25 protein-coding genes and 1 pseudogene are annotated in these 25,282 nt (G+C 63.2%); 16 read left to right on the top strand and 10 right to left on the bottom strand.

The genetic code is table 11. The annotated features are described in order from the left end of the window. Positions 1 to 18: 18 nt before the first annotated feature. Entirely contained in the window at positions 19 to 942 is a 924-nt protein-coding gene (locus tag QFZ94_RS39030) for a LysR substrate-binding domain-containing protein (protein WP_429463248.1), read from the bottom strand. A 169-nt stretch (positions 943 to 1,111) separates the two neighbouring features. Here QFZ94_RS39030 and QFZ94_RS39035 point away from each other — a divergent pair, with 169 nt between their 5' ends. From QFZ94_RS39035 to argE, 4 genes are read left to right on the top strand one after another with little or no spacing between them, the layout of a single operon-like run. Beyond that, a complete protein-coding gene (locus QFZ94_RS39035) occupies positions 1,112 to 2,470 on the top strand; it encodes a flavin-containing monooxygenase (RefSeq protein WP_429463250.1) in 1,359 nt (452 codons plus the stop codon). Beyond that, entirely contained in the window at positions 2,470 to 2,901 is a 432-nt protein-coding gene (locus QFZ94_RS39040) for a RidA family protein (protein WP_410850894.1), read from the top strand. Before QFZ94_RS39035 ends, QFZ94_RS39040 begins: the two co-directional genes overlap by 1 nt. Positions 2,902 to 2,911: 10 nt before the next feature. Next, a complete protein-coding gene (locus QFZ94_RS39045) occupies positions 2,912 to 3,589 on the top strand; it encodes a DUF1028 domain-containing protein (RefSeq protein ID WP_368581363.1) in 678 nt (225 codons plus the stop codon). Then, on the top strand, positions 3,582 to 4,745 hold the full coding sequence (gene argE, locus QFZ94_RS39050; protein ID WP_429463253.1) for an acetylornithine deacetylase: 1,164 nt from the start codon (positions 3,582 to 3,584) through the stop codon (positions 4,743 to 4,745). Before QFZ94_RS39045 ends, argE begins: the two co-directional genes overlap by 8 nt. Positions 4,746 to 4,752: 7 nt before the next feature. Here argE and QFZ94_RS39055 read toward each other — a convergent pair whose 3' ends face one another. Further along, positions 4,753 to 6,087 (bottom strand): NRAMP family divalent metal transporter, encoded by a 1,335-nt coding sequence (locus QFZ94_RS39055; protein ID WP_429463255.1) that lies wholly within the window; start codon positions 6,085 to 6,087, stop codon positions 4,753 to 4,755. Positions 6,088 to 6,393: 306 nt separating this feature from the next. On the opposite strand from QFZ94_RS39055, the gene QFZ94_RS39060 reads away from it, so the two are divergent. Continuing rightward, positions 6,394 to 6,618: a hypothetical protein gene (locus tag QFZ94_RS39060; protein WP_176111200.1), complete on the top strand. Its 225-nt coding sequence runs from the start codon at positions 6,394 to 6,396 to the stop codon at positions 6,616 to 6,618. A 19-nt stretch (positions 6,619 to 6,637) separates the two neighbouring features. Here QFZ94_RS39060 and QFZ94_RS39065 read toward each other — a convergent pair whose 3' ends face one another. From QFZ94_RS39065 to QFZ94_RS39080, 4 genes are read right to left on the bottom strand one after another with little or no spacing between them, the layout of a single operon-like run. After that, a complete protein-coding gene (locus tag QFZ94_RS39065; RefSeq protein ID WP_368581366.1) occupies positions 6,638 to 7,624 on the bottom strand; it encodes an ABC transporter permease in 987 nt (328 codons plus the stop codon). Further along, on the bottom strand, positions 7,621 to 8,601 hold the full coding sequence (locus tag QFZ94_RS39070; protein ID WP_429463258.1) for an ABC transporter permease: 981 nt from the start codon (positions 8,599 to 8,601) through the stop codon (positions 7,621 to 7,623). The genes QFZ94_RS39065 and QFZ94_RS39070 overlap by 4 nt, the downstream gene beginning before the upstream one ends. Continuing rightward, positions 8,598 to 10,148 (bottom strand): sugar ABC transporter ATP-binding protein, encoded by a 1,551-nt coding sequence (locus QFZ94_RS39075; protein ID WP_410850888.1) that lies wholly within the window; start codon positions 10,146 to 10,148, stop codon positions 8,598 to 8,600. The genes QFZ94_RS39070 and QFZ94_RS39075 overlap by 4 nt, the downstream gene beginning before the upstream one ends. Positions 10,149 to 10,183: 35 nt before the next feature. Continuing rightward, complete coding sequence (locus tag QFZ94_RS39080; protein ID WP_368581369.1) at positions 10,184 to 11,311, bottom strand: sugar ABC transporter substrate-binding protein; 1,128 nt, start codon at positions 11,309 to 11,311, stop codon at positions 10,184 to 10,186. Positions 11,312 to 11,725: 414 nt separating this feature from the next. Here QFZ94_RS39080 and QFZ94_RS39085 point away from each other — a divergent pair, with 414 nt between their 5' ends. Further along, positions 11,726 to 12,454, top strand: coding sequence for a FadR/GntR family transcriptional regulator (locus tag QFZ94_RS39085; protein ID WP_368581370.1), 729 nt, complete (start codon positions 11,726 to 11,728; stop codon positions 12,452 to 12,454). A 31-nt stretch (positions 12,455 to 12,485) separates the two neighbouring features. Here QFZ94_RS39085 and QFZ94_RS39090 read toward each other — a convergent pair whose 3' ends face one another. Next, complete coding sequence (locus tag QFZ94_RS39090) at positions 12,486 to 14,132, bottom strand: alpha/beta-hydrolase family protein (RefSeq protein ID WP_429463261.1); 1,647 nt, start codon at positions 14,130 to 14,132, stop codon at positions 12,486 to 12,488. Between the two features lie 307 nt (positions 14,133 to 14,439). Between QFZ94_RS39090 and QFZ94_RS39095 the strand changes: the two genes are divergently transcribed. Next, complete coding sequence (locus tag QFZ94_RS39095; RefSeq protein WP_368581372.1) at positions 14,440 to 14,829, top strand: NUDIX hydrolase; 390 nt, start codon at positions 14,440 to 14,442, stop codon at positions 14,827 to 14,829. Between the two features lie 40 nt (positions 14,830 to 14,869). Beyond that, a pseudogene (locus tag QFZ94_RS39100) lies at positions 14,870 to 15,409 on the top strand (DUF2252 family protein); the annotation flags it as partial. A 135-nt stretch (positions 15,410 to 15,544) separates the two neighbouring features. Here the strand turns inward: QFZ94_RS39100 and QFZ94_RS39105 are convergent. Both QFZ94_RS39105 and QFZ94_RS39110 read right to left on the bottom strand, forming a co-directional pair. Further along, the gene (locus tag QFZ94_RS39105; protein ID WP_410850922.1) at positions 15,545 to 17,869 is read right to left on the bottom strand and encodes a hybrid sensor histidine kinase/response regulator; all 2,325 of its coding nucleotides are present in this window, start codon (positions 17,867 to 17,869) and stop codon (positions 15,545 to 15,547) included. A 192-nt stretch (positions 17,870 to 18,061) separates the two neighbouring features. After that, complete coding sequence (locus tag QFZ94_RS39110) at positions 18,062 to 18,832, bottom strand: DUF3047 domain-containing protein (protein WP_429463263.1); 771 nt, start codon at positions 18,830 to 18,832, stop codon at positions 18,062 to 18,064. 140 nt (positions 18,833 to 18,972) lie between these two features. On the opposite strand from QFZ94_RS39110, the gene QFZ94_RS39115 reads away from it, so the two are divergent. From QFZ94_RS39115 to QFZ94_RS39145, 7 genes are all read left to right on the top strand, one after another. Then, a complete protein-coding gene (locus tag QFZ94_RS39115; RefSeq protein ID WP_429463265.1) occupies positions 18,973 to 19,446 on the top strand; it encodes a hypothetical protein in 474 nt (157 codons plus the stop codon). Positions 19,447 to 19,538: 92 nt separating this feature from the next. After that, positions 19,539 to 20,171: a response regulator gene (locus QFZ94_RS39120; RefSeq protein WP_368581374.1), complete on the top strand. Its 633-nt coding sequence runs from the start codon at positions 19,539 to 19,541 to the stop codon at positions 20,169 to 20,171. Between the two features lie 68 nt (positions 20,172 to 20,239). Then, entirely contained in the window at positions 20,240 to 20,434 is a 195-nt protein-coding gene (locus tag QFZ94_RS39125) for a hypothetical protein (protein ID WP_368581375.1), read from the top strand. A gap of 328 nt (positions 20,435 to 20,762) precedes the next feature. After that, the gene (locus tag QFZ94_RS39130) at positions 20,763 to 21,308 is read left to right on the top strand and encodes a phasin family protein (RefSeq protein ID WP_429463268.1); all 546 of its coding nucleotides are present in this window, start codon (positions 20,763 to 20,765) and stop codon (positions 21,306 to 21,308) included. 107 nt (positions 21,309 to 21,415) lie between these two features. After that, the gene (locus tag QFZ94_RS39135; protein WP_410850884.1) at positions 21,416 to 21,613 is read left to right on the top strand and encodes a hypothetical protein; all 198 of its coding nucleotides are present in this window, start codon (positions 21,416 to 21,418) and stop codon (positions 21,611 to 21,613) included. Positions 21,614 to 21,735: 122 nt separating this feature from the next. Beyond that, positions 21,736 to 22,794, top strand: a complete 1,059-nt coding sequence (locus tag QFZ94_RS39140; protein ID WP_429463270.1) for a lysylphosphatidylglycerol synthase domain-containing protein — start codon at positions 21,736 to 21,738, stop codon at positions 22,792 to 22,794. Next, on the top strand, positions 22,791 to 24,014 hold the full coding sequence (locus tag QFZ94_RS39145; protein ID WP_429463272.1) for a polysaccharide pyruvyl transferase family protein: 1,224 nt from the start codon (positions 22,791 to 22,793) through the stop codon (positions 24,012 to 24,014). The genes QFZ94_RS39140 and QFZ94_RS39145 overlap by 4 nt, the downstream gene beginning before the upstream one ends. 61 nt (positions 24,015 to 24,075) lie before the next feature. Here the strand turns inward: QFZ94_RS39145 and QFZ94_RS39150 are convergent, their stop codons facing one another. Beyond that, a complete protein-coding gene (locus QFZ94_RS39150; protein WP_410850881.1) occupies positions 24,076 to 24,663 on the bottom strand; it encodes a BPSL1445 family SYLF domain-containing lipoprotein in 588 nt (195 codons plus the stop codon). A 379-nt stretch (positions 24,664 to 25,042) separates the two neighbouring features. On the opposite strand from QFZ94_RS39150, the gene QFZ94_RS39155 reads away from it, so the two are divergent. Then, positions 25,043 to 25,264: a hypothetical protein gene (locus tag QFZ94_RS39155; RefSeq protein ID WP_368581380.1), complete on the top strand. Its 222-nt coding sequence runs from the start codon at positions 25,043 to 25,045 to the stop codon at positions 25,262 to 25,264. Positions 25,265 to 25,282: the final 18 nt, after the last annotated feature.

Below are 25,282 nucleotides of genomic sequence, written 5' to 3' on the forward strand. Positions count from 1 at the left end.
GACACTTGCGGGCTCCTGTTAGCTGATGCGCAGTCGCCGGATATACGTTTCACAGAATGCCGAAAAGCGTTTCACAACCTCGCGCGGCTTGACGGCGCCCGATAGCGCAATGCCAAGCGTCGTCGCATTGACACTCTCCCTGAAATGTTTAATCAGGAAGTCTTCGCCGTCCACAGTCCGGGTCGACTTCAGCGGGAAGTTGAGTATGCTGTAACCCAAGCCGTTGGCGACCATGCCACGCACCACTTCAGGCTGTGACGAGCGGAACGCCGCGGTAGGGCGGCTGCCGACCGCGTCGAACAGCGCGGAGAAGTACTCGCGGCTATGCGGAAGATCCAGCATCACATAGGGCTCGGGCAGCAGATCGGCCAGCGACACCTGGCGCGCCCGTGCAAGCCTGTGTGTTTTGGGCAGGATGACATACGGGGGCAGCGAAAGCAGCGGGGTAAACGCGATTCCATCGGTGATATCGAGGCTGTAGGTCAGCGCGATATCGAGCGAGCCGTCGTGCAGGCCGCTCAAAAGCGTGTCCTGATGCGCTTCCGTGGTACGGAAGGTGATCGCCGAATAATCCTGCACGAAGCGGCTGATGATGCCGGGCATCAGCGGCGGCGCCAGCGACACCATGCAGCCGAGCGAAATGGAGCCCGACATGCCGCCGTCGATTTCGGTTGCGGTCAGCTGTAATTCTTCGGCGTTCTGAAGCAGATTGCGAGCGTGGCCGAGCAGATCGCGGCCCGGTTGCGTGAGCGACAACCCGCTCGCGTGATGGCGGATGAACAGCTGGACGCCGAACGATTCCTCCAGATCCGCGAGCGACGTCGAGATAGACGGCTGCGAGATGTGCAGCCGCTTTGCCGCGGCGGTGAACGAAAGCGTTTCGGCCGTGACGACAAAATACCTGAGCTGACGCAACGAGTAGCGGATCGAGGTGCCGTCCATCAATTGCTCCGTGTTCGGTCGAACCGATTGTCGCTCGACAATTTTCGATTGCATAGCGAAAAACGATGCAGAGCATTTTTAAAATATAGTTTTTGTTGGCCGCCGCGCGGCGTACATTCTGTCCGACCGAGAGACCCGAATCCAGAGCGTATTTCAGAAGGAGAAGGCCATGGCGGCTGAAAAATTGTCGATCGACACGCTGGTCATAGGCGCGGGTCAGGCTGGCGTGGCGATGAGCGAACATCTGAGCAAACTCGGCGTGCCCCATCTCGTGCTGGAGCGCGACCGCATCGCGGAACGCTGGCGCACCTGCCGCTGGGACTCGTTGGTCGCGAATGGTCCCGCCTGGCACGACCGCTTCCCTAATATGGAGTTCGAAGGACTCGATCCCGATGGCTTCGCCGGCAAGGATCAGGTCGCCGAGTACTTCGAAGCCTATGCGCGCATGTTCAATGCGCCGATCCGCACCGGCGTCGAAGTCACGAGCGTCGAGCGTCTGAAGGGCCGGGCAGGATTTGCGGTCGCAACGTCCGACGGCACGATCGAAGCTCGTCGCGTCGTCGTTGCGACCGGGCCGTTCCAGCGTCCCGTCATTCCCCCCATCGCGCCGCAGGACCTCGAACTCACGCAGCTTCATTCGGCCCACTATCGGAACCCTGAGCAACTGCCCGAGGGCGCGGTGCTCATGGTGGGCGCGGGGTCGTCCGGCGTGCAGATCGCCGACGAACTGCAACGCGCGGGCCGCAAGGTTTATCTGTCCGTCGGCGCGCATGACCGTCCGCCGCGCGCCTATCGCGGCCGCGATTTCTGCTGGTGGCTGGGTGTGCTCGGCGAATGGGACAAGGAAGTTGCGGTGCCGGGACGCGAGCATGTGACGATCGCCGTCAGCGGCGCATACGGCGGCCAGACCATCGATTTTCGCAGGCTCGCGCAGCGCGGCATGACGCTCGTCGGCACCACGAAATCGTTCGCGAATCGCGTTGTGACCTTCGAACCCGACCTCGCCGTCAATCTGAAGCGTGGCGACGAATACCTGATGTCGCTGCTCGACACCGCCGACGCCTACATCGAGCGCAACGGCGTCGACCTTCCGGAAGACCCCGACGCACGGCTGATTCCACCGGACCCGGAGTGCGTGACGCATCCGCTGCCGGAACTGGATCTGAGGAACGCGGGGGTTAGCACGATCATCTGGGCCACCGGCTATGCGGTCGATTTCAGCTGGCTGCACGTGAACGCGTTCGACGATAAGGGCAAGCCGCAGCATCAACGCGGCGTATCGAAGGAGCCTGGCGTGTATTTCCTCGGCTTGCCGTGGTTGTCGCGGCGCGCGTCGTCGTTTATCTGGGGCGTCTGGCACGACGCCAGGCACATCGCCGATCACATCGTCACGCAGCGCAAATACCTCGCCTATCGCGACGCGTCGCAGCGTCAGCAGGACGCGCGCGGCGCGCATGCCGCGAATGCACCCGATACCGCGTGTGACGCATCGCACGAGCCGAAGACCAAAGAAGTGGGAGTGAACTGATGCCTACCCATACCCGCATCCGTATGTTCAATACGAAGGACACGTACCCGAACCAGTCGCTCGATAACGATCTTTGCCAGGCGGTTCGCGCGGGCAACACGGTCTACGTGCGCGGCCAGGTCGGTACGGATTTCGACGGCAACCTGATCGGTCTCGGCGATCCGCGCGCGCAGGCCGAGCAGGCGATGAAGAACGTCAAGCAGCTTCTGGAGGAAGCGGGCAGCGACCTGTCGCATATCGTCAAGACGACGACCTACATCACCGATCCTCGTTATCGCGAGCCGGTGTATCAGGAAGTCGGCAAGTGGCTGAAGGGCGTGTATCCGATTTCGACGGGGCTTTGCGTCAGCGCGCTCGGCCAGCCGCAGTGGCTGATGGAAATCGACGTGATCGCCGTGATTCCGGACAACTGGACGCCGACGCAGGCTTAAAAGGATTCCCATGACATTCTCGATCGTCGGACGTTGTGAGAAGACGGGCCAGCTCGGTATCGCGATCAGTTCGTCGAGCATTGCGGTGGGTGCGCGGTGTCCGTGGGTGCGCGCGGGCGTCGGTGCGGTGGCGACGCAGAACGTGACGCTGCCCGCGCTCGGCCCGCAGATTCTCGATCTGCTCGAAAGCGAGCGTATCGCGCCGGATGCGGCGCTCGAACGGGCGCTGGGCGCGAGCGAATGGAGCGAGTACCGGCAGGTGACGGTGGTCGACAGCGAAGGTCGAACCGCGCTGTTCACCGGCAAGGAAGCCCTCGGCGTGCATCACGCGGTCGCGGGAAATCAGTGTGTGGCAGCGGGTAATCTGCTCGCCGGCAAGCCGGTGATCGACGCGATGGTGAAAGCGTTCGAGAGCGCACAAGGCGCGCTCGCCGATCGTCTGCTGCACGCGATGCATGCTGCCGTCGAAGCAGGCGGAGAAGCCGGACCCGTGCATTCGGCGGCTCTGAAGATCGTCGATACACACGTCTGGCCGGTCGTCGATCTGCGTGTCGATTGGGCGGATGACGATCCGATCGGAAAACTCGACGCGCTATGGCAAGCGTATCGGCCGCAGATGCGGGACTACATCGCGCGTGCGTTGAATCCGACCGCGGCGCCGAGCTACGGAGTGCCCGGCGATGAGTGAGCTGTCGAGCCGTGCGCTGCTCGAACGGCTGATCGGTTTTGCGACCGTCAGCCGCGACTCCAATCTGGAGCTGATCGGCTTCGTCCAGCAATACCTCGCGGATCTAGGTGTGGAAAGCGAGCTGTTCCATAACGACGATCGCACCAAGGCAAATCTGTTCGCCACCATCGGGCCGCGAGACCGTGGTGGCATCGTGCTCTCCGGGCATACCGATGTGGTGCCCGTCGACGGTCAGGCATGGACCGTGGACCCGTTTCGTCTCACCGAGAAAGACGGGCGTCTGTACGGACGCGGCACGGCGGATATGAAAGGCTACATCGCGTGCGTGCTGGCGGCAGTGCCCGCATTCCTGAGGCTGAAGCTCGAAGTGCCGGTGCATCTCGCGTTTTCATACGATGAGGAAGTGGGCTGTCTCGGCGTGCGGCCGATGCTGGCCGAACTCGAAAAGCGCGCGCATAGGCCGCGCATGTGTCTGATTGGTGAGCCGACCGAATTGAAACTGGTGCTCGGCCACAAGAGCAAGCTCGCGATGCGCTGCCACGTGAAGGGCGCGGCATGTCATTCCGCGTACGCGCCGCAGGGCGTCAACGCGATTCAATACGCGGCGCGGCTGATCAACCGGCTCGAGCAGATTGGCGACGAACTCGCGCAGCCGGAACACCATGACGCGCGTTTCGATCCGCCGTTCTCGACGGTGCAGACCGGTGTCATCAAGGGCGGACGCGCGCTGAATATCGTGCCCGCCGAATGCGAGTTCGATTTCGAAGTGCGGGGCGTGCCGGGCTTCGATCCCAACAGGGTGGTGGACCAACTGCAAACCTACGTGGCAAGCGAACTGCTGCCGAAGATGCGCGCGGTGCAGCCCGATACCGATGTCCGCGTGCAAATGCTGAATGCGTATCCTGGACTCGCGACTTCGCCCGATAGCGACGTGGCACGCCTGCTCGCGCTGTTGAGCGGATCGAAACAATACGAAACGGTCGCCTTTGGTACGGAAGGCGGACTGTTCACGCAGGCGGGCATTGCGACCGTGGTCTGTGGACCCGGCAGCATGGATCAGGGCCACAAGCCGGATGAGTTCATCACGGTCGAACAACTGAACCGGTGCGACGCGATGTTCGCGCGCCTCGCTGAACATCTACGAAGCGTGAAGTAGCCCGGGCTCATCGCGACACACGCTCTACCGCTTCGAGCACGAAATGCGCGACCACGACCACGCCGGTGGTCAGGGTCGCGAGCCAGCACAGCGCGCGTAAAGACCAATGCGCGACGAGTTCGCCGACCGCTTCGCGTTTCGCACTCAGCAGCACGAGAAGCACCAGCACGGGCGTAATCGTCATACCGTTGACGACGGCGCTCCAGTACAGCGCCTTGACAGGATCGACGCGCCACAGGCCGAGCGCGAGACCAAGCAGCGTCCCGAGCCCCGCGAGCGCGATGAGCAAAACGGCAATGCGCCGATCACGCTGTTTGCCGTGGGGCCAGTCGAACGAACTCGCGACCGCTTGCGCAGCCGAGCCGGCAAGCGGCGGTAGTGCGAGCAGCGCCGAGCCGACCAGCGCAAGCCCGAGCAGGGGGCCGGCATAGCCCTTCAGCAGCGGTTCGAGCGCTCGCGAAAGCTCCGTGGGCTCGCCGGGCTGCGTCTGTGCACCATGCAGCGTCGCCGCAGCCGCAATCATCATGCACGATGCGGCCACGCTCGATAACGCGGTGCGCATCAAGGTCTGGTTACGCAATCGGCGAAGCTGCTGCGACGAACGTCGATCGCCCCGCGCGGTGTGCTGTTGGTGCTGCCGATGTTCTTCCTGGGCTTCCTGCTCGGCCTGCGAAAAAAGCAGATACGGACTCATCGTCGTACCGAGCACGGCCATCAGCATGGTCACGAACTCTTCTTTCCACTCGACGTGTGGCACCAGAGAGCGCAGCACGACCGTGTGCCACGGCACATCGACTATCAGCAGCACGCCGACGTACGCGAACATCGGCAGCATCAACCATTTGAGCACCTGCGCATAGCGCGCATACGGAATGAACCACTGCAGTGCAATCGACGTGCAACCGCATGCGAGCGCGAGCAACCAGAGCGGCCCATGCGTGAAGCGTTGGAAAACTGCGGCCATCGCCATCACATTGACGGCGATGTTCAGCGTGTTCGCAATCACGAAGCGCGCCACAGCGAAATAGAAGAACACCGGCGAATAGTGGGTGCGCATGTTCGCCGTCAGGCCATGTCCGGTGACGGCGGCGACGCGCGCCGAGACCAGTTGCAGCGCAACCATCGACGGATACGACAGTATGCAGGTCCACAGCATGTCGTAGCCGTACCACGCGCCCGCGAGTGAGTAGGTGGCGATGCCGCTGGGGTCGTTATCGCAACCGAGGCTTGCCAGCCCCGGTCCGAGATCGGCGGCCCACGAGCGGGCAGGCTGCGACGATGAAGCGGGCGCACTACCTTGTGCGGCGCGGGACGCGGTGCGTCTGTCGGGGGGAGAGTCCATGCGGCTGATCGTCCGAAACCGGGGATGCTGTAGCGCCCGCACGAAACGTTCCTTCGTCGAATCGAACCGTTGGCTACGCCGACTACCACCCCATGCGCGAAGCCCCGATGGTCGCCACCACTGAAGCGCTAACCGGTGCTATATTTTTTGCGTCGTCATTTCTATGACTATTGCTACCGCGCGCCACATGCAGCAGACCATGCCGACGGTAAAACCGGACTTGTCGGAGATTCCGCCGTTAATGACACTCGAAGAGAGTGCGCATCGCATGCCCACTCGCGCCGCAACCTCAGGGGTCGTGCGCTAATGGAAACCAGCGACTACGACGGCTACACGTTGTGGGGGCATGCCATCCTTCAGCAGGAAGGCGAGGGCATCCTGCAACCGGAGCGCTATGCGGCGAGCGGAACCATCACCCGGGGCGGAAAGCTGGTCGAAGCGTCGGGCATTCTCGGACTATTCGATAGCGAGGAAGAAGCCCACCATGCAGGCCTCGATTGGGCGCGCGCGTGGGTGGATGCGCATGGATGAGCGCGAGCGTGGCCGTGGGCTACGTTTCCCGCTTGCTGCGTCCATACAGCAGAAGCATCGCCGCTATCACCACGCCGTAGATGATCTGACGTCCAGCCTCCGGCATCTGCGCGACCGAAAGGATCGACTGCAGCAGCGTGATCAGAATCGCGCCCGCTACCGTGCCGAGGTATGAACCTCGGCCACCCAGAATCGACGTGCCGCCGAGCACGACCGCCGCGATCGCCGGCAGCAGGTAGGCATCGCCCATCGACTGCGCTGCCTTCGATGCATAGCCGGCGAGCAAGACGCCGCCGAACGCCGCGAACCCGCTGCACACCGCAAATGCGGCCACGGTCACGAGCCGCGTATTGATGCCGGACAGATACGCGGCGCGCTCGGTATTGCCGATCGCGTACAGCGTGCGGCCGAAGGTCGTCCGCGACAGCAGGAACACCGTGACGCCGCCGATCACCACCCACAGCGCAACCGCATTCGGCACGCCCGGTACCAGCCAGCCTGCCGCGAGCCATCGCATCACCTGTGGCGCGGAATCCTGCGGCGACGATCCGCCCGTATAGACGATCATGATGCCCTGCGCGACCGCATTGGTCGCGAGCGTGGCGATCATCGACGGAATGCGCAGCAGCGCAACGAGGATGCCGTTGACGACGCCGATCAGCACGCCGCAACCGATCCCCACCGGAATCGCGAGGATCTGTCCGAGTTCGCCGTGTCCCGCTACCGCGCACGCCATCATTGCGCCGACGGTGATCGTCCATGGCAGCGACAGGTCGATGTGGCCGAGCAGGATCACCATCATCAGGCCGGTCGCGATGATGCCGAGGAACGCGCCGACCTTCAGTTGCAGCAGGATGTACTCAGGCGACGTGAAGCTGCGCGAAAACATCCCGCCGACGAGCAGCAGCGCGACGATGCACGCGAACGCGATCACGATCGGTTTGTCGATTCTGCGCGTGAGCTTCGACACGAAGGTGCTGCGGCCGGTTGTCGAGACGTGGCTCATTGAAACCACTCCAGACGGTTGCGTACCCTGAACAGCCCGCATGCGCCGATCGCGACAGCGAGCAGAAGAATCACACCCTGAAATAGCGGCTGCCACAGCGCATCGACGTTGAATACGAACAGCAGGTCGCCGATCGAGCGAAACGCGAATGCGCCGAAGATCGCGCCGATCGCGCTGCCCTTGCCGCCGAGCAGCGACACGCCGCCTATCACCACCGCCGCGATCGAAAACAGCGTGTACGAATTGGCGCTGCCGAGGCTCGCTTCGCCGGTGTCGGTGAAGAACGTCAGAAACAGGCCGCCGATCGCGGCGAGCAGGCCGGCCAGCGTATAGCTCGCGAACTTGGCGCGGCGGATCGGCATGGCGGACAGAAACGCGGCCGGTTCGGACGAACCGGTCGCGTACGCCGCGCGCCCGATTGCCGAGCGTTTGAAAGGAACCCAGACGAGCAGGGTGGCGGCGAGCAGAATCAGCAGGCTCGCCGGCAGCACGCCGGCGACCTTGCCGGTCAGTGCGTCGGCGAGGTTCTCGTTGATCGAGCCGCCGGGCACGGGGCGCAGCAGCAGCGCGAGGCCGTAGTAGACCGCGCTCGTCGCGATCGTCGTCACGATCGGCTGCAGCCGGCCGAAAATGATGATCACGGCGTTCAGCGCGCCGCACAGCGCGCCCGCCGCGAGCACGCCGACGATGCCGAGCGCGCTGTGCAGCGCGTCGCCGGTGACGATCCACGAGCCGATGCAATTCGTCAGCACCAGCGTCATGCCGATCGACAGGTCGATGCCGGCCGTCAGCACGACGAGCGCTTGTCCCATCGAGACGAGCGCGAGCAGCACCGCCTTATTCGCCGCGGTCTGAAACACGTTGGCCGACAATGCGGACGGATAGTTGAACAGATAGATCGCGAACATCAGCACGAACAGGCCGAACGCGAACACCGCCCCGCGATTCTCCGCATACCAGTAGCGCAGCCCGCTCATAGCGCGACTCCCGTGGAAGGCGAAACCTGTCCGACGGGCAGGTCCAGTGCGCTGGCGATCAGGTTCTGCTCGGTGATCGCCGAGCCGACGAGTTCCTTCTTGATCCGGCCTTCGTACAGCACCAGCACGCGGTCGCAGCAGCCGATCAGCTCGTCGTAGTCGGTCGAATAGAACACGATCGCCGCGCCCTCGTCGGCGAGGCGCCTGAGCAGCTGATAGAGCTCCTGCTTGGTGCCGACGTCGATACCGCGCGTCGGGTCGCTGAGCAGCAGTATTCGCGGCTGCCGGATCAGCCACTTCGCGATGACCACCTTCTGCTGGTTGCCGCCCGACAGCGAGCCCACCGGCGCATCGACGCTGAACGACTTGATCGCGAGCAGCTCCATCATCCGCTCGACCAGCGACTGCTGGCGGTCGCGATCGATTACGCCGCCGCTGGACATGCGATCGAGCGCGGCAAACGACAGGTTCTCGCGTACCGACATCGGCAGCATCAGGCCTTCGGTCTTGCGGTCCTCGGGGATCAGCGCCATGCCGATTCCGTTGGCGCGCGCGGCCCTCGGGCTGCCGATCGACACCGCTTTGCCGTCGACCTCGATCGTGCCCGCGCAACCGCGCAACACGCCGAACAGCGCGAGCAGCAGTTCGCGCTGGCCTTGTCCGTCGAGGCCGCCCAGGCCGAGGATTTCACCGGGCTTCAACGAAAAGCTGATGCCTTGCAGCGTGTCGTTCCACGCGAGATCACGACACGCGAGAACCGGGGCGGCTGCGCGGCCGTTGGCGGGTTTGGCCGGAAACACATGCTGGTACTTGCGGCCGATCATCATTTCGACGACTTCGTTGTCGGTGCGCGTGCCGGCCTCGAAGCTCATTACATGACGGCCGTTGCGGTAGACCGTGCATTCGTCCGCGAGCGCCTTCACCTCGTGCATCCGGTGCGAGATGAATAGCAGCGCAAGCCCTTCGTCGCGCAGGCGCTTGAGCACCTCGATCACGCGCGCGACGTCGGCCGCGGTCAGCGCCGATGTAGCTTCGTCGAGGATCAGGATGCGAGGCTCGTGCGCCAGACCCTTGGCAAGCTCGACCATCTGCTGGCGCGACAGCGGCAGGTCCCGGACTTTCGCAAGCGGATTGATGTCGGCGGCGCCCGCTCGGGCGAGCGCCTCCTCCGCCTGGCGGCGCTGGGCCCGGCGGTCGATCATGCCGAAACGTCGCGGCGGGTTCGAAGCGAAGATGTTGTCGGCTACGCTCAAGTCGGGGATCAGCGACAGCTCCTGATAAACGCAGACGATGCCGGCCGCGTTCGCCTCGGCCGGGGATGCGAACGAGACCTGCCTGCCATCGTAGTGCATCGTGCCCTCGTCGGGCTGCACGACGCCGGACATCACCTTCAGCAACGTAGACTTGCCCGCGCCGTTCTCGCCGAGGATCGCGTGAATGCGGCCCCTCTTCACCGCGAGCTCGGCGTGATCCAGCGCGACCGCGCCGCCGTAGCTTTTCGACACGCCAGACATCTGAAAGAACGGCTGCGCTGCATCCTGCGGCATGCTTCGTCTCCCGTCACATTCCGGCCATCATCCGATCACTGGTTGCCCTGGCTCTGCTTCATGATCTCCTGCGCGGAGAAATTGATGCCGCAAGTCGGAAACGAGTTGCCGACGAAAAAGTTGTCGGAGTCGTTCGGGAAATAGTTGACGCCCGACTTCAGCTTCGAATCGTCGGTGACGTCGAGCGGCAGCTTGATCGAGACCGGGATCGTCTGACCGTCCAGCGCGGCGAGCGCCGTCTTGATCGCTACTGCGACCTGCGCTGGACCGGTGCCGGCCGACGTGCACTTCAGGCCCTGGCCCCCGTACTGCGCGCAGAACTTGCGAAAGCCGTTTTCCGTCTCGCCGCCGAAGGGCACGAACGGATGCTTCGCATCGATCATCGCGCGCACGACGCCCGTGTCGCCGCCTTGCGCCGAGATTCCATCGAAATGACCCTGCACGGCGATCGCGTCGGCGGCGGCCTTTTGCGCGACCCCGTCGTCCCACTTGCCGTAGACCTGCACGACGTTCCACTTCTTGCCGGTGTCGTCCAAGGTTTTCATGAAACCATTGTGCCGGTCCGTGTCGACCGACGTGCCCGCCACTCCGCGAACCTCGAGCACCTTGCCGCCGTTCGACAGGTGGTTCGCGAGCCACTTCGCCCACAGCACGCCGAGCCCGTACTGGTCGACGTTGACGTTGATCGCGTCTTCGCTGTCGAGGATGTTGTCGAACGCGATCAGCACGACGCCGGCGTTCTTCGCGCGGCGGATCGCGGGGCCGAACGAGGTGGGATTCTGCGCGTCGACGATGATCGCGTCGTAGCCGGCATCGATGAAGTTGTTGACGGCCGAGATCTGCGCCGGCACGTCCTCGCCGGTCGAGACGACCTTGAACTCCTTGAGCTTCGCGGCGACGGCCGGCTGTGCCGCATAGGCTTTGGCCGTCTTGATCATCTGGATACGCCACGTGTTCGCGATATAGCCGTTCACGAGTGCGATCCGATAGGGCCCATTCTTCTTCGGATACTTGATGTACTTCGTGTCGCTCTTCCACGGGACCATGCATGTGGGATCGCTGGACGGCCCGGAAACGATCGTTGCCTGCGCGAAAGCCGCGCTTGCGCACAGCGTGAATGCCGCGGTCGCCGCCGCTCGTAGCACCTGGATTCCTGAAAGCATGTCGTCTCCTTTTTGTTGGATTGAACTTGCCGATTGCCGGCGAACATGGCGGTCATGAATCGCCGCCGAATTCTGTGCGTGAAGCAGGGAATCTTGCGGGATGTGCTGCGGCGGGGCTGAATTCGGACTCGCCGAAGCAGCGGAACGACGTATTCAAAGGCGTCGCCTCCGAAGCAAAACGAAGGGCCGTCCGAAATCAGTCACGTCTGACAGTACTGGCATACCAATCCGCGCGCGATAGTGGTTTACCACGGCGTTGCGGCGAAGCCGAACGGTCTGAAACCCCTGCTGACTCGGTCCGATGCCCAGGAAGGGTGGCGCCGGGCCCGTGGCGGGCTTATCCGTCAATTGGTGTACCATTTTGTCGAACTCGAACCGATCCTTTGGCCGCTTCGAAGCTTTCGGAAATCCTGAATGGACGAGCTTTCACACACGCCGAACGGCCGCGGTGCCGATGAGGACGCGACCGACCGTTCCTATGTCGGGCTCGCGAAACAGATCTACGATCTGATCGCCGCCGACGACGTCGGGCCGCGTGCGCGCCTGCCTTCCGAGCGCACGCTGGCCGAACGCTTTGGCGTGAGCCGCACACAAGTGAGGGAGGCGATCATCGCGCTGGAAGTGCAGGGCGTGGTCGAGGTTCGTGTCGGCTCCGGCATCTATGTGGCAGACGCGCCGGACCCGCGCTCCGCCATGTTCAAACTGCCGCGCGGGCTAGGGCCGATCGAGACGCTGCGCGCGCGGGTGGTGATCGAAAGCGGGATCGCAGCGTTGGCCGCTACCGAACGCAAGGATTCAGACCTGGACCGGCTGTTCGCCGCGTTGCGCGCGATGCGCGAAAACATGCACGACAAGTCGGCGAACGAGGCCGCCGACCGTGATTTCCATCTGGCGATTGCGCGGGCGACGGGAAACGAAATGCTCCGGCTCGTGGTGACTGCGATGTGGGACAACTCGCGCGCGGACCCGTTGTGGAAAAAGATCGAGGAGCACTTCCATACTCCCGCATTGCGGGCGGCGTCGCAGGACGAGCATCAGCGCATCTTCTCGGCGATCATGGCGCGAGACGCGACCGCTGCGCGCACGGCGATGCAGGCGCATCTGACGCGGGTCATCGGCGAATTCACCCAGGCGTGGCGTTAGCATCGCTCCAGTCTGTTCACCTTCTGCCTGGTCACGGTTCTGTTTCGTCGCCAGCGACGTTGTCGAGGAACCGCGCCAGTCGTTCGGTGTCGGCCTTCGTCCAGCCGTCGGGCGGCATCACGCTGGCCCAACCGTTGACGTAATCCTCCGAAGAGTAGTTGTGACCAAAACCCGGCGGCACGGCGAGCTGGTGAATCATGTCGCCCACCGCCTGCACGCCTGAGACGATCGGAAACCAATGCATCGCGCGAGGCATGTCGAAGCCGCGAGGCGGAGCCATCCATTCCGGCGGCCACCAGAACGCTCTGACGCTCCAGAAGACAGCCGGATCGGCCGGATGCTGAAGGTACACGATTCGCGGAGCCGACCAGTCGGCATTCAATGCCACCTGATGCGGATCGCGATTCAGGAACCGTACGACACGCCCCCCATTGAAGACCGGCTGCCAGAAGGGCGACCCGCGATCGCGCTCGCGAGTGAGTTGCGCATGGATGAGATTGCTTTGTTTGGCGCCGGCGATCAGCACGCCATCGGTCGCGGCCACCATATTGGCCACCGACGCGGATGCGTCCGCTCCCACGAAAGGCGCTTCCACTCCCGCGGCGCCGAGGCTCTTGCCGAACAGAATGAGCTTCGGCCGCTTTTGCGGTGGGAGCGTCGACCAGCGGGCGCGAACGGCGTTGAAGAGCGTGATACCCGCCACGTCCGCGAGCCCAGCGTCCACGAAGATCGCGTAGCGGCTAGGCAGGAAGGAGTATTGAATCGCCACGATCGCCGTGTCGCCACCGTGCAGTTGCTCCAGCGAGGCGGCGGCTTTGGGCACGATCCAGCCCGTGCCGGTGGGTATCCATACGACCAGTACTTTGCGGTCGAACCCGCCCGCGCGCTCGAGCTCGCGGACCGCAATCCGCGCACGCTGCTCGAGCGAATCCGCGGAACGCACCCCCACGTAGACCCTCACCGGATCTACCAGCCTCGCATCCGCTCCGTGGAACTTCGCCAGCTCCTGCCTGCTTGTCGCCGTTGCGACGAAGTCGCGCCCCATGCGTCCCAAGCTGTCCCATGCGACCAACGACATGCTGCTGCCGGACACCGTGGGCGACGTGGGGGACAGGGTTCCCTCGGTCGTGTTCTCGTTCTTCGGCTCGTGGACGAGATCGGAGCCCGTGGCGAGGGCGGGAAAAGCCACTGCGCGACCGAGCGCCACGCCAATCACGATGATGAGCAGCGCGGTTGCCGGCACGGAGACGATCGACGGCACGTGACCCTGGATCACCCGGTTGACTGCCGCGACACCACGGGCCGCCACTCGCCCGATGACCACCAGCAGCACCGCCGCCAACGGCGACACCACGCTCATCAGCACGCCATCCAACCAGCCGATGCTTGTCATCCCCATGAAACTACGTTGCTCGTTCTGCCAGCCGAGCCATAGCTTCGCGCCAACGAATAGTGCAATGAGCCACGCCGCCGCGAGAACGATCCCTATGCGCCGGCGGATCCCGATGCCGGGCACGCGCCCCCATCGCTCCAGCAGCCGATTCACCCCGCAGCCAGCCAAAGTGCCTACCCCGTAGCCGATGGCCAGACAAAACGCGCCGACGACGGTTTGCGTTACCCACGACCGCGGAATCAGCGTTGGCGTCAGTGACTGCCACCAGAACACGAGCGCGAGCAACGAGCCGCTGAGCGTCGGCGTCCGAAGTGCGCCTCGGGGCCCGGCGGCTATCGGCTCGTGGGAGTTCCGCATGCGTGCTCGCTCAGATTGGCGCAACTCGCACTTCGTCCTCGCGATCATCCGCAAAGGAGTCGAAGACACGAGCCGGCTTGATTGGGACGGTGCTTCGGGCCATGCATCGCATTGTATTTAGCTTTCTCCGGGTCGAACAACTCGCGGCCTGCCAGTGACTTATTAGGTCAGCGCGCACGCTGCTTGCTCGTCGTGCTGCGATCGGCTCCCACGACTGAATGCCCGCGACCTGGAAATGAAAGATCGATCCACAATCCTATGCGCACGCGACAGCAAACTGCTCCTGGTCGCTCGCTCGCGCTCGCGCTGGTCGCTGCCCGGCGGCACGATAAAGCGGCTCGAAACCCCGCTGGACGCAGCTCGACGCGAACTGGAGGAAGAAACGAACGTCGTCGAGGTCCACCTGACGTATCTGTTCCAGTTTGGCGGGCTGAACAAGCGGCATCATGTTTTCCTGGCCGAGTTCGCGCGCGACATATCACCTGAGCCCGGCAATGAGATCGTCCAATGCCGATGGTTTACTCCGATCAAGATCGCGACCTTGTCGGCCAGCATACCCACCCGGGAAATCGTCGGTCTGTTCGTTCGGCTCGATGATCGCGGCTATCGGCGCGCGGCCCGCTGAAGACAGGTGCGGCACGGTTTTAGCTACGCGGTTGTGGCAGATGGCCGTTGTAGCGAGGTGCACTGTGAAAAAGGCGTCCTCGAAGAAATTGCCGGCTCCTGACCAACGGGCGCCTCTTCTGGCGGAGCTTCGCCGGCACAAAATGGCTCGATCGGCGTACGACTACGTACGCGGAGGCGCCAGGCGCTTTTATGCGTGGCTCGACAGCCAGGCTCCCGGCGCGTTGCCCGATGGTCCGCCCGTGTGGATCTGTGGCGACTGTCATCTCGGGAATCTCGGCCCGGTCGCGGATGCAGCGGGTCACGTGGCAGTCCAGATCAGGGATCTGGATCAATGCGTGATCGGCAATCCTGTGCACGACCTGCTCAGGCTGGGACTGTCGCTCGCGACCGCCGCGCGCAGCGCGGACTTGCCGGGCGTCATCACCAGTTGCATGGCGGAAGCGCTCATCGACGGCTACCAGCAGGCCTTCGACGACACCCGCAGCAACGAGACGAAGCGGGCGCAACGGCCGGCGGTCGTGCAGGTCGCGATGAAGAGGGCGCTACACCGGTCGTGGCGCAAGCTGGACCGGCAAACGCAGCATGGTTGAATTGACCGTCGCAAACAAAGCGGAATATCTGGAGCACTGCCGGCGTTACGCTATTGACCGGCGGGGCGAACAGGTCAGATAGAGGAAGGCTCCCGCCGACGCGCCGGTGAGCGCAGGTGCACGTCATTGCCGCTTACGAACGCCGGCCAGCACCCTTGCGAGTTCGTCGATGGTGAACGGTTTGCTCAATGCGGTCCAGCGAAATTGCATCGCTGGCAATTGCGGGTTTGCGTATCCCGACGAAAACACCACATGCAGTGAAGGCGCTCGCGCGGTCGCCTGCTTCGCCAGTTCGATACCGTCGATATCCGGCATGCGCAGGTCCGTGATCAGCACGTCGAAGGGTTCTTTTGCCAGCCACTCGAGCGCCTCATGCGGCGACGTCGTGAATTTCCCCGAATGCCCGAGCAGGCCGATCAGTTCGTTGGTCGCTTGAGCCAGATTCACGTCGTCGTCGACCAGCAGGATACGCAATGGGGTGAGAGGGCCGCCGAGCGCCGCATCGCGCGAAGTCTTACTGCGTACCGGGTCGCCGGCATCGAGCACCTGGCGGATCTTATGCGCAAGCTGCTCGCGGCTGTACGGCTTGCTGAGCAGGTCGACGCCCGGGTCCAGCCTGCCGCCATGGACGATCGCGTTCTGCGTATACCCCGACGTGAAAAGGACCTTCAGATGCGGCAGCAGCCGCAGAGCTTGCGCGACCATGTCCGTGCTGCGAAGCGGACCCGGCATCACGACATCGGAGAAAACCAGATCGATGTGGACGCCGCTGCGCAATACAGCGAGCGCTTCCTCCGCGGCGTCGGCTTTCAGGACCCGGTAACCGAGGTCCGAGAGCGTGTCGAGGGCGGTCGACTGCACGTTCCTGTCGTCTTCCACGACGAGGATCGTTTCCGATCCTCCCTTGGGCGCCGGCGTGACGCGTGGCGGCAGTTCGACTGCCGGTCGGGTCGAGCGGGGCAGATACAGTTTGACCGTCGTGCCGTGCCCGACCTCGCTGTAAATCTTGATATGGCCGCCGCTCTGCTTGACGAAGCCGTAGGCCATGCTGAGCCCGAGACCCGTTCCTCTGCCCTCCGGTTTGGTCGTAAAGAAAGGATCGAAAGCGCGATCCACCACGTCGGGCGGCATGCCTGTGCCGGTGTCGGTGACGGCCAGCAGCACGTACTGGCCGGCCTGGATGTCCGGCACAGAAGCGACGTACTCGTCGTCCAGCATCGCATTGGAGAGTTCCATCGTCAGCTTGCCGCCCTCGGACATCGCGTCCCGTGCGTTGATCGCCAGATTGAGGATCACGTTTTCCAGCTGATGGATATCGACGAGCGTGTTCCACAAGCCGCCGGCGACGACCGTTTCCACGTCGATCGTCTCGTCGAGAGCCCGGCGCAGCAGATCGTCCATGCCGCGAAGAGCGGAGGCCAGGTTGATAACGACCGGCTGTAGCGGCTGCCGCCGTCCGAACGCGAGCAGTTGCGACGCGAGTTTCGAGCCGCGCTCGACCGCCGTTATCGCTTTTGCCACGCGCTCGCGAGTCCATTCATCGCGGTAATGCCGGCTGTCGAGCAATTCCAGATTGCCGCGCAGGATTTGCAGCACGTTGTTGAAATCGTGAGCAACGCCGCCCGTCAGTTTGCCGACTGCTTCCATCTTTTGCGACTGGAACAGCGCCTTGCGCGTGTCCTCCAGCATCCGGCTGGCTTCCATACGCTCGGTGATGTCGCGCGTGATTTTCGCAAAGCCGGCCAGCGTCCCCTCTTCGTCGCGGATCGCATCGATCACCACGTGCGCCCAGAAGCGCCGGCCGTCCTTGCGCACCCGCCACCCTTCGGCTTCGAACCGTCCCTCGCTGGCTGCGATCGACAGTCCCCGTTGCGGCAGGCCGGCCGCGGCATCCTCGGGCGTGTAGAAGCGCGACATGTGCGAGCCGATGATTTCGTCGGCGCTGTACCCGTGGATCCGGCGCGCGCCGGCGTTCCAGTTCGTGACGATGCCGGCGGGAGAAAGCATGAAGATCGCGTAGTCCGTCACTCCGTTCACGAGCATGCGAAAGCGCCGTTCGCTCTCGACGACGGCATCGTGCGCGGTCTTCTTGTCCGTCATGTCGCGCACGATCTTGCCGAAGCCGAGCACACGCCCCGTGTCGTCGATCAGAGCGGTGATCACGACATTGGCCCAGAAGCGTGACCCGTCCTTGCGGATGCGCCAGCCTTCGGACTCGGAGCGGCCGGTGCTTCGGGCGATATCGAGCAACGCAGCGGCGCTGCCTTTGTCGCGATCGTCCTGCGTGTGGAAAATGTCGAAACGCTGCCCGATGACTTCGTCAGCCAGAAAGCCATGAATTTTCTCGCCGCCGACATTCCAGGTACGGATGATGCCTTCCGGCGAAAGTCCGATGACCGCGTAGTCGATGACCGAGTCGATCCATCGCTGCGCCCAGTCCTCAGGCATGGATGGCTCGCCTTGCGCGCCGTCTGTTGCTCGGTAGTCGCCGGGTTTCGATTGATTCATGCTATGCGATCCTGGGGAATATGATCTCGTAGCACGTGTTATGCCACAGCTGGGCAGGATCGGGAAATCGGTTCAAGAACCGGGCCAGCCGCGTCGTGCTGGCGGGTTCGATCAGTTCGACGGCACCGGGTTTCAAGGCGCGGGAAGGAACTGGACATCGCCGTACCAGGCGCGCGTCGTGGTAGCGGTATTGTCGGTATCGGTCAGCAGCCCGTAGCCGGTTATTCTCCCTGGCGGTTCGTGAAAGACCCGCTCGTAGTCTTGCACGATATTGCGACGCAGACTTTGCCATTGACCCGCATCGCCGGGCTGACCGGAAACCACGATCATCTGTACGCGGTTCGTGCGAGGGTTCGCAATGACGGTGCCCGGCGCGGCGTTGGTCGACCAGACGTACATCAACGTCGCATAGGGCAGATCTTCGCCGCTCAGCTGTTTGGCCAGCCCCATCTTCGCCCGGTCGAACATCGACAGCTTGCTCTTGTCGCCGTCGAACATGAACATCAGCCGCGCTGGCGCGTCTTCCTTCGACGCGACGCGGTTATCGGCGCCCTCGGTCGGCCCCTCTGCTTTCCAGCGCCATGCCACGACGGGTGTGCGCGCGAGGTCGATATTCCCTTCGTGCATCAACGCAGAAGCGGAGCGGTTCGCGTCCGCCTGCAGCACCGTGGTGTGGTCGTCGTGAACCAGCGTGTATTGCGTGATGGGCTTGCCTCGCACCACCGGCAGGTTCTTCCAGCCGGCGGGCAGCGATGCGCCGGGCTCGCTCGTGGAAAAGGCGATACCGGGTTTTTCGTCCTGGGCAAGAACGGGGAGCGGCAACAGCACGAGCGCGACACATGCGGCGATCCAGGCTGGCAGTGCGGTTCGTTTTTGCGCTCGGCGGCTCGAAGGAAGGTGCATGGCGGTCGCATTCGTCTTTTGGATAGCAACCATTGTAATAGGCTGCGCGGGCGACATTTCAGCGGCCGCGTACGTCCGCGGCGGGTCGGGCCCAAGCGGCGCCGGAGCGTCTGAAAATCCTTCCCGACCGTCGCCGGCTCGTGCAACAGCAGGCGCACGGCCGACCCCGCAGTTGCGGGCTTCAGGATTTCCTGACCTCCGGATCAGGCTTTGCCGTAGTCATTTGCAGCCGCCGACGACTGCATGCAATCGCCCGTTCATCCATCATCGGTGGGGCTTGCGAAGATCGAAAGGCGATGTGCAAAATGATTGCGGACTTTCTGGACCGACGCAGGCGCTTGCAAGAGATCGACAAAATCTGCCAGCGCCTGTTCGAAACGTGGTGCGAGGCGCGCAGCCTGACACCGCTGACATACCTGCTGTTTTGCTGGCCGTTGCGCGACACTCGTCCTGTCGCGATACGACGTTTGCAGCAGACGTTGAAGGAACTGCGCCGCGATCATGCGGAAGGTTTCGATGCCGGCACGTTCGTGGCGCTCGATCAGCTCGTCGACCGTCTCGACGAATTGATCGATCGGGCAGAAATCCCGGTGACGCTTTCGCTGGTCACCTAGCCGGGCGGAACTTGCCCGCCGCGAATCCTGCGAGATGAACGGAGCAAGGCTTCACCAATCGGGCGCCTCACGCACGAGTTCGGATTCGGGACATGATCAAGATCCTCATCGCCGACGATCACGCGATCGTGCGCGGCGGCCTCAAGCAGATCATCGCAACTACCGCCGACATGATCGTGGTGGAGGAGGCTGGCCACGGCTCCGAGGTGATCGACAAACTTCGCAGCTGTGACATCGATCTGCTGTTGCTCGACATGACGATGCCCGGCATCAGCGGCGTCGATCTGATCCGACGCGTGCGCTCGGACCGGCCCGGGTTGCCGCTTCTCGTGCTCAGCATTCACAACGAGGCGCAGGTGGCGTCGCGCGCGCTGAGGGCAGGCGCGACCGGTTACGTGACCAAGGACAGCGATCCGGAGGTATTGCTGGCGGCAATCCGTAAGCTCGCCGACGGCGGACGTTTCATCGACCCGAAACTGGTCGACGCGATGGTCTTTGAAAAGCACGCGGGAGACGTGCCGCCGCACGAAGTCCTGACGGATCGGGAGTTTCAGGTGCTGCAGCTGCTCGCCAGCGGCCGGAGCATCAATGACATCGCGCAAGCGTGCTCGCTCAGCGCCAAGACGATCAGCACGCACAAGATGCGGCTAATGCAAAAGCTGGGTCTTTCGAACAACGCGGAGGTGATCCGTTACGCGATCAGGCACGGCTTGATCAGCGAGTAGTCGATGAAGCTGGACCATTGCTTTCGAACGAACCCGTCGCGCGGGTACACCTGATGGGAGAACATCGCATGGAAGTGCTATCGGCGCGTGAAATCGAATTGCGAGCGTGGATAAGCCGATGGTATGACCATGCCGTCGCAGTGGGCCTCGTACGGCCGCCGTTTCTGCTCGACGATGCAAAGGCCACACGCCTCGAGGCCTATTTCGCCGCGGGGTTGACGCCGGAGGAGGCTGCGCAGCTGTTCTTCGGAACCGTGCATTAAGTCTCGCCGCTCCTGGCGGTTCATCGACCGCAAACTCCCTCTCGAAGCACGGTGCCAGGCGCAAGTACCTGGCACCCGCCCGGTCGCCCGGCGCTCGCCATTGCGGTTGCCTCGCGCACGTCTCGCCCGCTCATCATAAGCGCGCATTTCCCACATATCGGGGAAACTCCCTGGCTCTCGAAAATTGGAATTCGACTTAACAAAGTTAGAATGACTGCTCTAAGACGGCTTCAGACCGTCTGCCCGACCGACGGCCCGGCGTGGGAACAACCTTCACGAATCGCAGTGGCAGCGATCACCGTGTCCGCGAGAACCTGAGAGATATCCCGTGAGCAGCCCAAAACAGATGCCATTTGCCCTATCCGTTTCGACCGACGTGTCGCAACTGCCGAACCAGTTCGTCGCCGGCTTTTGCGCGCTGATGAGGTTGAACGTCGATGCGTGCAGGTCCGCGGTCACAGGTGCCGCGCTGCACTGGGAAAGCCTATTGCGCGCCCAGACACCTGAACAGCTGATCAGACGCCAGGCCGATGTGATGCCTTGGCTCGTCCTGCAGTTCACCGGTTACACGCGCGGCTGGATGGACATCGCGTCGGAAACCATCGCGCCGTGCCGCGCCGGCAGCAATCACGACGACGGGCATCAGCTCCACGAGGGCACCCTGTGCGCTGAGCAGCCGGCCTGCGCAACGAGCATCGACGCGACGCTGAGCGAGGACCTCGTGCCGCCGCAGGAGCAGCGGGACGGCGAGTCCGTCGCCGAAGCAGACGTAGAGGAAATGGTCCGTGCCATTCTCGAGCGCGTTGCAAAGCCAACCCCCGACACGCCGGAACGCCGAAGTCCGCCTCGCGCACGCCGCTCGTCGACACGATAGGCGACAGGCTTCCACAAATTCTGCCGGGTCTGGTTCTCGCGTGCTGCCGATGCAGCCGTGGCCGGATCTGGTCACCCGTTGTTTCTTCCTGCCGCGAGGTAAGCGATATGTTGAGCCCGCACGAAGTGGCCACGCTGCTGCTGTTGAAGGATGCGCCTGAACGAATCGATTCGGATCGGGTAGAACTTGGCGCGCTGCGCGAACTGCAATTGATCGCGAATGAGCCAGCTGGCTCGGGATTCCGGCTTCCTCACGTGACGCCGCGTGGCGACGCTGTGCTACGGGCGTTCGCAAGGGTCCGTTGACTCGTGCAAGACAGCAAATAACACAGCATTCTCCCGGCGCGGGGAACGAATTATGCGGCAGCTCGAACCGAGGCTCGCGGTTCGATACCTGAAAACATCCGACAGGATGCTGCCACCAGCTTATGAAATATCTCGCCCGGGTTGCCGCACTTGCCGGCCTGGCTATTGCCGTCTGGCTCGTGTGGCACGTCGACGCGCAGAAGGTGCTCGGTTTGATGCGCGCGGCCGGCGCCGGGCTCGCGCTTGCAGGGATGGTCCATGTTCTGCCGATGCTCGCCAACGCGAGGAATTGGCAGATGCTGATGCGCGGCCCGATACGCCCGAATCTGTTCGCCGTACTGCGCCTCGTCTGGATTCGGGAGTCCGTGAACGGCATGTTGCCCGTCGCCCGAGTGGGCGGCGAAGTCGTGACCTTTCGCATGATGCGCAAATGGGGCATGGAGCCGGCCCCCGCCATGGCGAGCCTCGTCGTCGATCTGCAACTGACGCTGATCAGCGAAATGCTGTTCGCCATTGCGGCAATCGGCTATCTGATCGCCCATGCGGGCGCCGCGGCGTTGCACCTTGCGGCCAGGCTCGGAGGCGGCATCGCCATTCTGGCGGTTCTGCTTCTGGCGTTTTCGTTCGTGCAGCGCGCGAGTCCGTTCGCCCGTCTGACGAAGCTGTTCAATCGCATCACCAGCGGCAAATTCCGCTCGCTCGTCGGCGAGTCGGTCCGCATCGATCAGTCGATCAGCGAGCTCTGGCATCAGCCTGGCGTGATCATCCGTTACCTGCTCATCTGGCAATCACTCCAATGCATCGCGACCGCGCTCGAGCTATGGCTCGCGCTCTATTTTCTGTCGGCCAAAGCAGGTTTCCTGCAGGCACTCGTGCTCGAGTCGCTGATCCAGGCGCTCAGCAGCATCGCGTTCTTTGTGCCTGGCGCGCTCGGCGTTCAGGAAGGTGGGTTTCTGCTAATCGGTACGGTGCTTGGTTTTCCTCCGCAGCTATGCCTGGCGCTCGCGGGTGCGCGCCGTTTTCGTGACATCATCGTCTTTCTGCCGGGGCTGATTGCGTGGCAGGTGGAGGAATGGCGCGACAAGCGGCGGGCTCCAGCCGGTGCGGCGGCAGGTGGCGCCGCAGAGGATCCCGGTGAGCACCGTAGCCGCCCTTCGCAGAGGGTCGGTCGCAAATCATGATGCGAGACACTGGAAAACATGATGCGGTAGTGCTGTTCGGCGCCTTCGATCGCCACAACCTGGGTGATCTGCTGTTCCCTCACGTCGTCGCAAGACTGCTTGCGCGCGATGACGTGATCTTCGCCGGCCTCGCGCAGCGCGACCTGCGCGTCCACGGCGGTCACGCTGTACAGGCGCTCGCGCAATTGGCCGCCGAACGCGGCAAGGACCGCGTGCATATCGTGCACGCAGGCGGCGAGATCCTGACTTGCGGCGACTGGGAGGCGGCGGTGATGCTGCTGCCGCGGGACGAGGCACGGAAGATCATCGCGCGACTGGATGCACATCACGATGAGCGACGCGCATGGGCACGTGCGCTGACGGGTCTCGATGCGCTTGCTCCCTACATGGCGTCCCGTGAGATGTTTCCCTTTGCGTCGAGCGTCATTTATCAAGCGGTTGGCGGCGTCGATGTCGAGCGGCTGGACCCCTGCATGCGAGCAGAAGTCCTCGCGAAGCTCACGCAAGCCGACGACGTCAGCGTGCGCGACGTCCACACGCAGAACGGGCTCGCCGCGGCGGGCATTGTCGCGCGGCTCGTGCCGGACCCGGCGGTGATGGTGGCCGAGTTGTTCGGCGCGACCATTCGCGCTCGCAAAGAGCGGAGCGGCGTGGCGAATTTGCTGCGGGCGTTTCCGGACGGATATGTCGCCGTGCAGTTCAGTGCGGACTTCGGCGACGATAGAACGCTCGGTGTGCTAGCGAGCGAGCTCGATCGCGTGTCGAACGAGAGCGGGCTTGGTAGCGTCTTTTTCCGAGCGGGTGCCGCGCCCTGGCATGACGATATGGCGTGCTACGAACGGATTGCAGCACGGATGAAGGTCTCACGTACTCAACTCTTCCGTTCGCTGGAGATATGGGACATCTGCGCACTGATCGCCGATGCCGCGGCCTATGCGGGAAGCAGCCTGCACGGACGGATCGTCGCGATGGCGTTCGGCGTGCCGCGGGTGAATTTCGTTCATCCGGCGCGCGCGCATGACGCGACGAAACAGTCCGCGTTTGCCGCGACGTGGGAGCCAGCGGGCGTGCCGGGCAGCGTCGGGATCGAGGCTCTTTCGGAAGCAATGCTCGATGCGCTGACGATCGACCGGGCGTTGCTGGGGCGGACGGCCACACACCTCGCCGCGCGCTACCGCGAGGGGTTCGCACAGATGCGAGTTGCGATGTGTTGCGCGTGAAATCCGGGGCCCTGCGCGACGAGCGCAAAGCCCTGTCAGACAAACGCCGCAAGCAATGCCGTCAGATTTTCAGTCGAGAAACCTTCGTGCCGGCCAGCGACACGTCAGCCATCAGACCTGAATTCGTCAGCACGATCGCCTGAACGGGTTCGGTGGCCGTTGTCGTATCGATCGTGCCGTTCGCTCCGACCTTCACGAGCGCGACCGAACCTTCGCCACCGACCGACCATCCATTGGATTTGCGAAAGCTGTCGAGCGCCTCTTGCGTCATGAACAGAAAGATCATGGCCTTCGACTGCGCGCCCGCCTGCAACCCGAACGATCCCGATATCGTCTTGAAGTAGCCGACCGATTTCCCGTGCACCCGCAAAGCGCCTTCACCGTATTGGCCACCCGCGATGAAGCCGACCTTGAGCACGGACGGGAACACGAGTACGCCGTTCGCCTTGTCGACGAGTTCTCTTGAACCTTTGACCGTCTCGAACAGCCGCGTCAGGGTCTCGTTGACCTTCGCATCGATGACCTGCCGCTTCGATGCGTTGGATTCGGCGGCAACGGCGTCACTCAACGTGACCGCAGACCCGCTCAGCGCCACACCCGCGACTGCCAGAACCGCGGCACCTGTTTGTAAGAAGCTTCTTCTGCGCATGCTGCCTCCATCGTGGTTCACGGTCGGACCCGTGATGCTGCAATGGTTGAAGGAATATATTCCACCGACACTTGCCAATTGCGTTGACTGCTGCGGGACCGACTGCCTGTCGCCTTGAACGAATAAGCCGTGCATTCAGTCACCACCTGATCGTAGAAGATGACCTCGCTATTGTATGTAAGGGGCAGCACGGGTATTGCGTCGACATGCGTCGAATCGCGCAATTTGCGAATCGAAACTTTAAGCCTGCCTTAATCCGCACTTCATAGATTGAACGCTGGCCGAGCTGAGTTTGGTCGAAGGCTTTTCGAGCAAATCGAGTTCGGAATGAAATGGCTTATCGGATGGAGGAGAAACATGACGCGGACGCGAGGTATCGATGCCCACTAGAACGATCACTAAAGGCAACCATACATACCGGATCGTAACCATTGGGGTAGCGGAAGGTGGCTACACATTTGAAATCATCCACATCGACCGTTCTCGGAACGTGATCAAGGAAGTGCGCCATCAACCGGGTATCGCTTACGCTCTGGAGGAAACCGCGTTGGACAACGGAATTCAAGTGGCCACGGAAATGGCCGGACAGCAGAAAGACTGAATTCCGTTTCGTTTCTCC

Source organism: Paraburkholderia sp. JPY465, assembly GCF_050436725.1.
Lineage (GTDB): Bacteria > Pseudomonadota > Gammaproteobacteria > Burkholderiales > Burkholderiaceae > Paraburkholderia > Paraburkholderia youngii.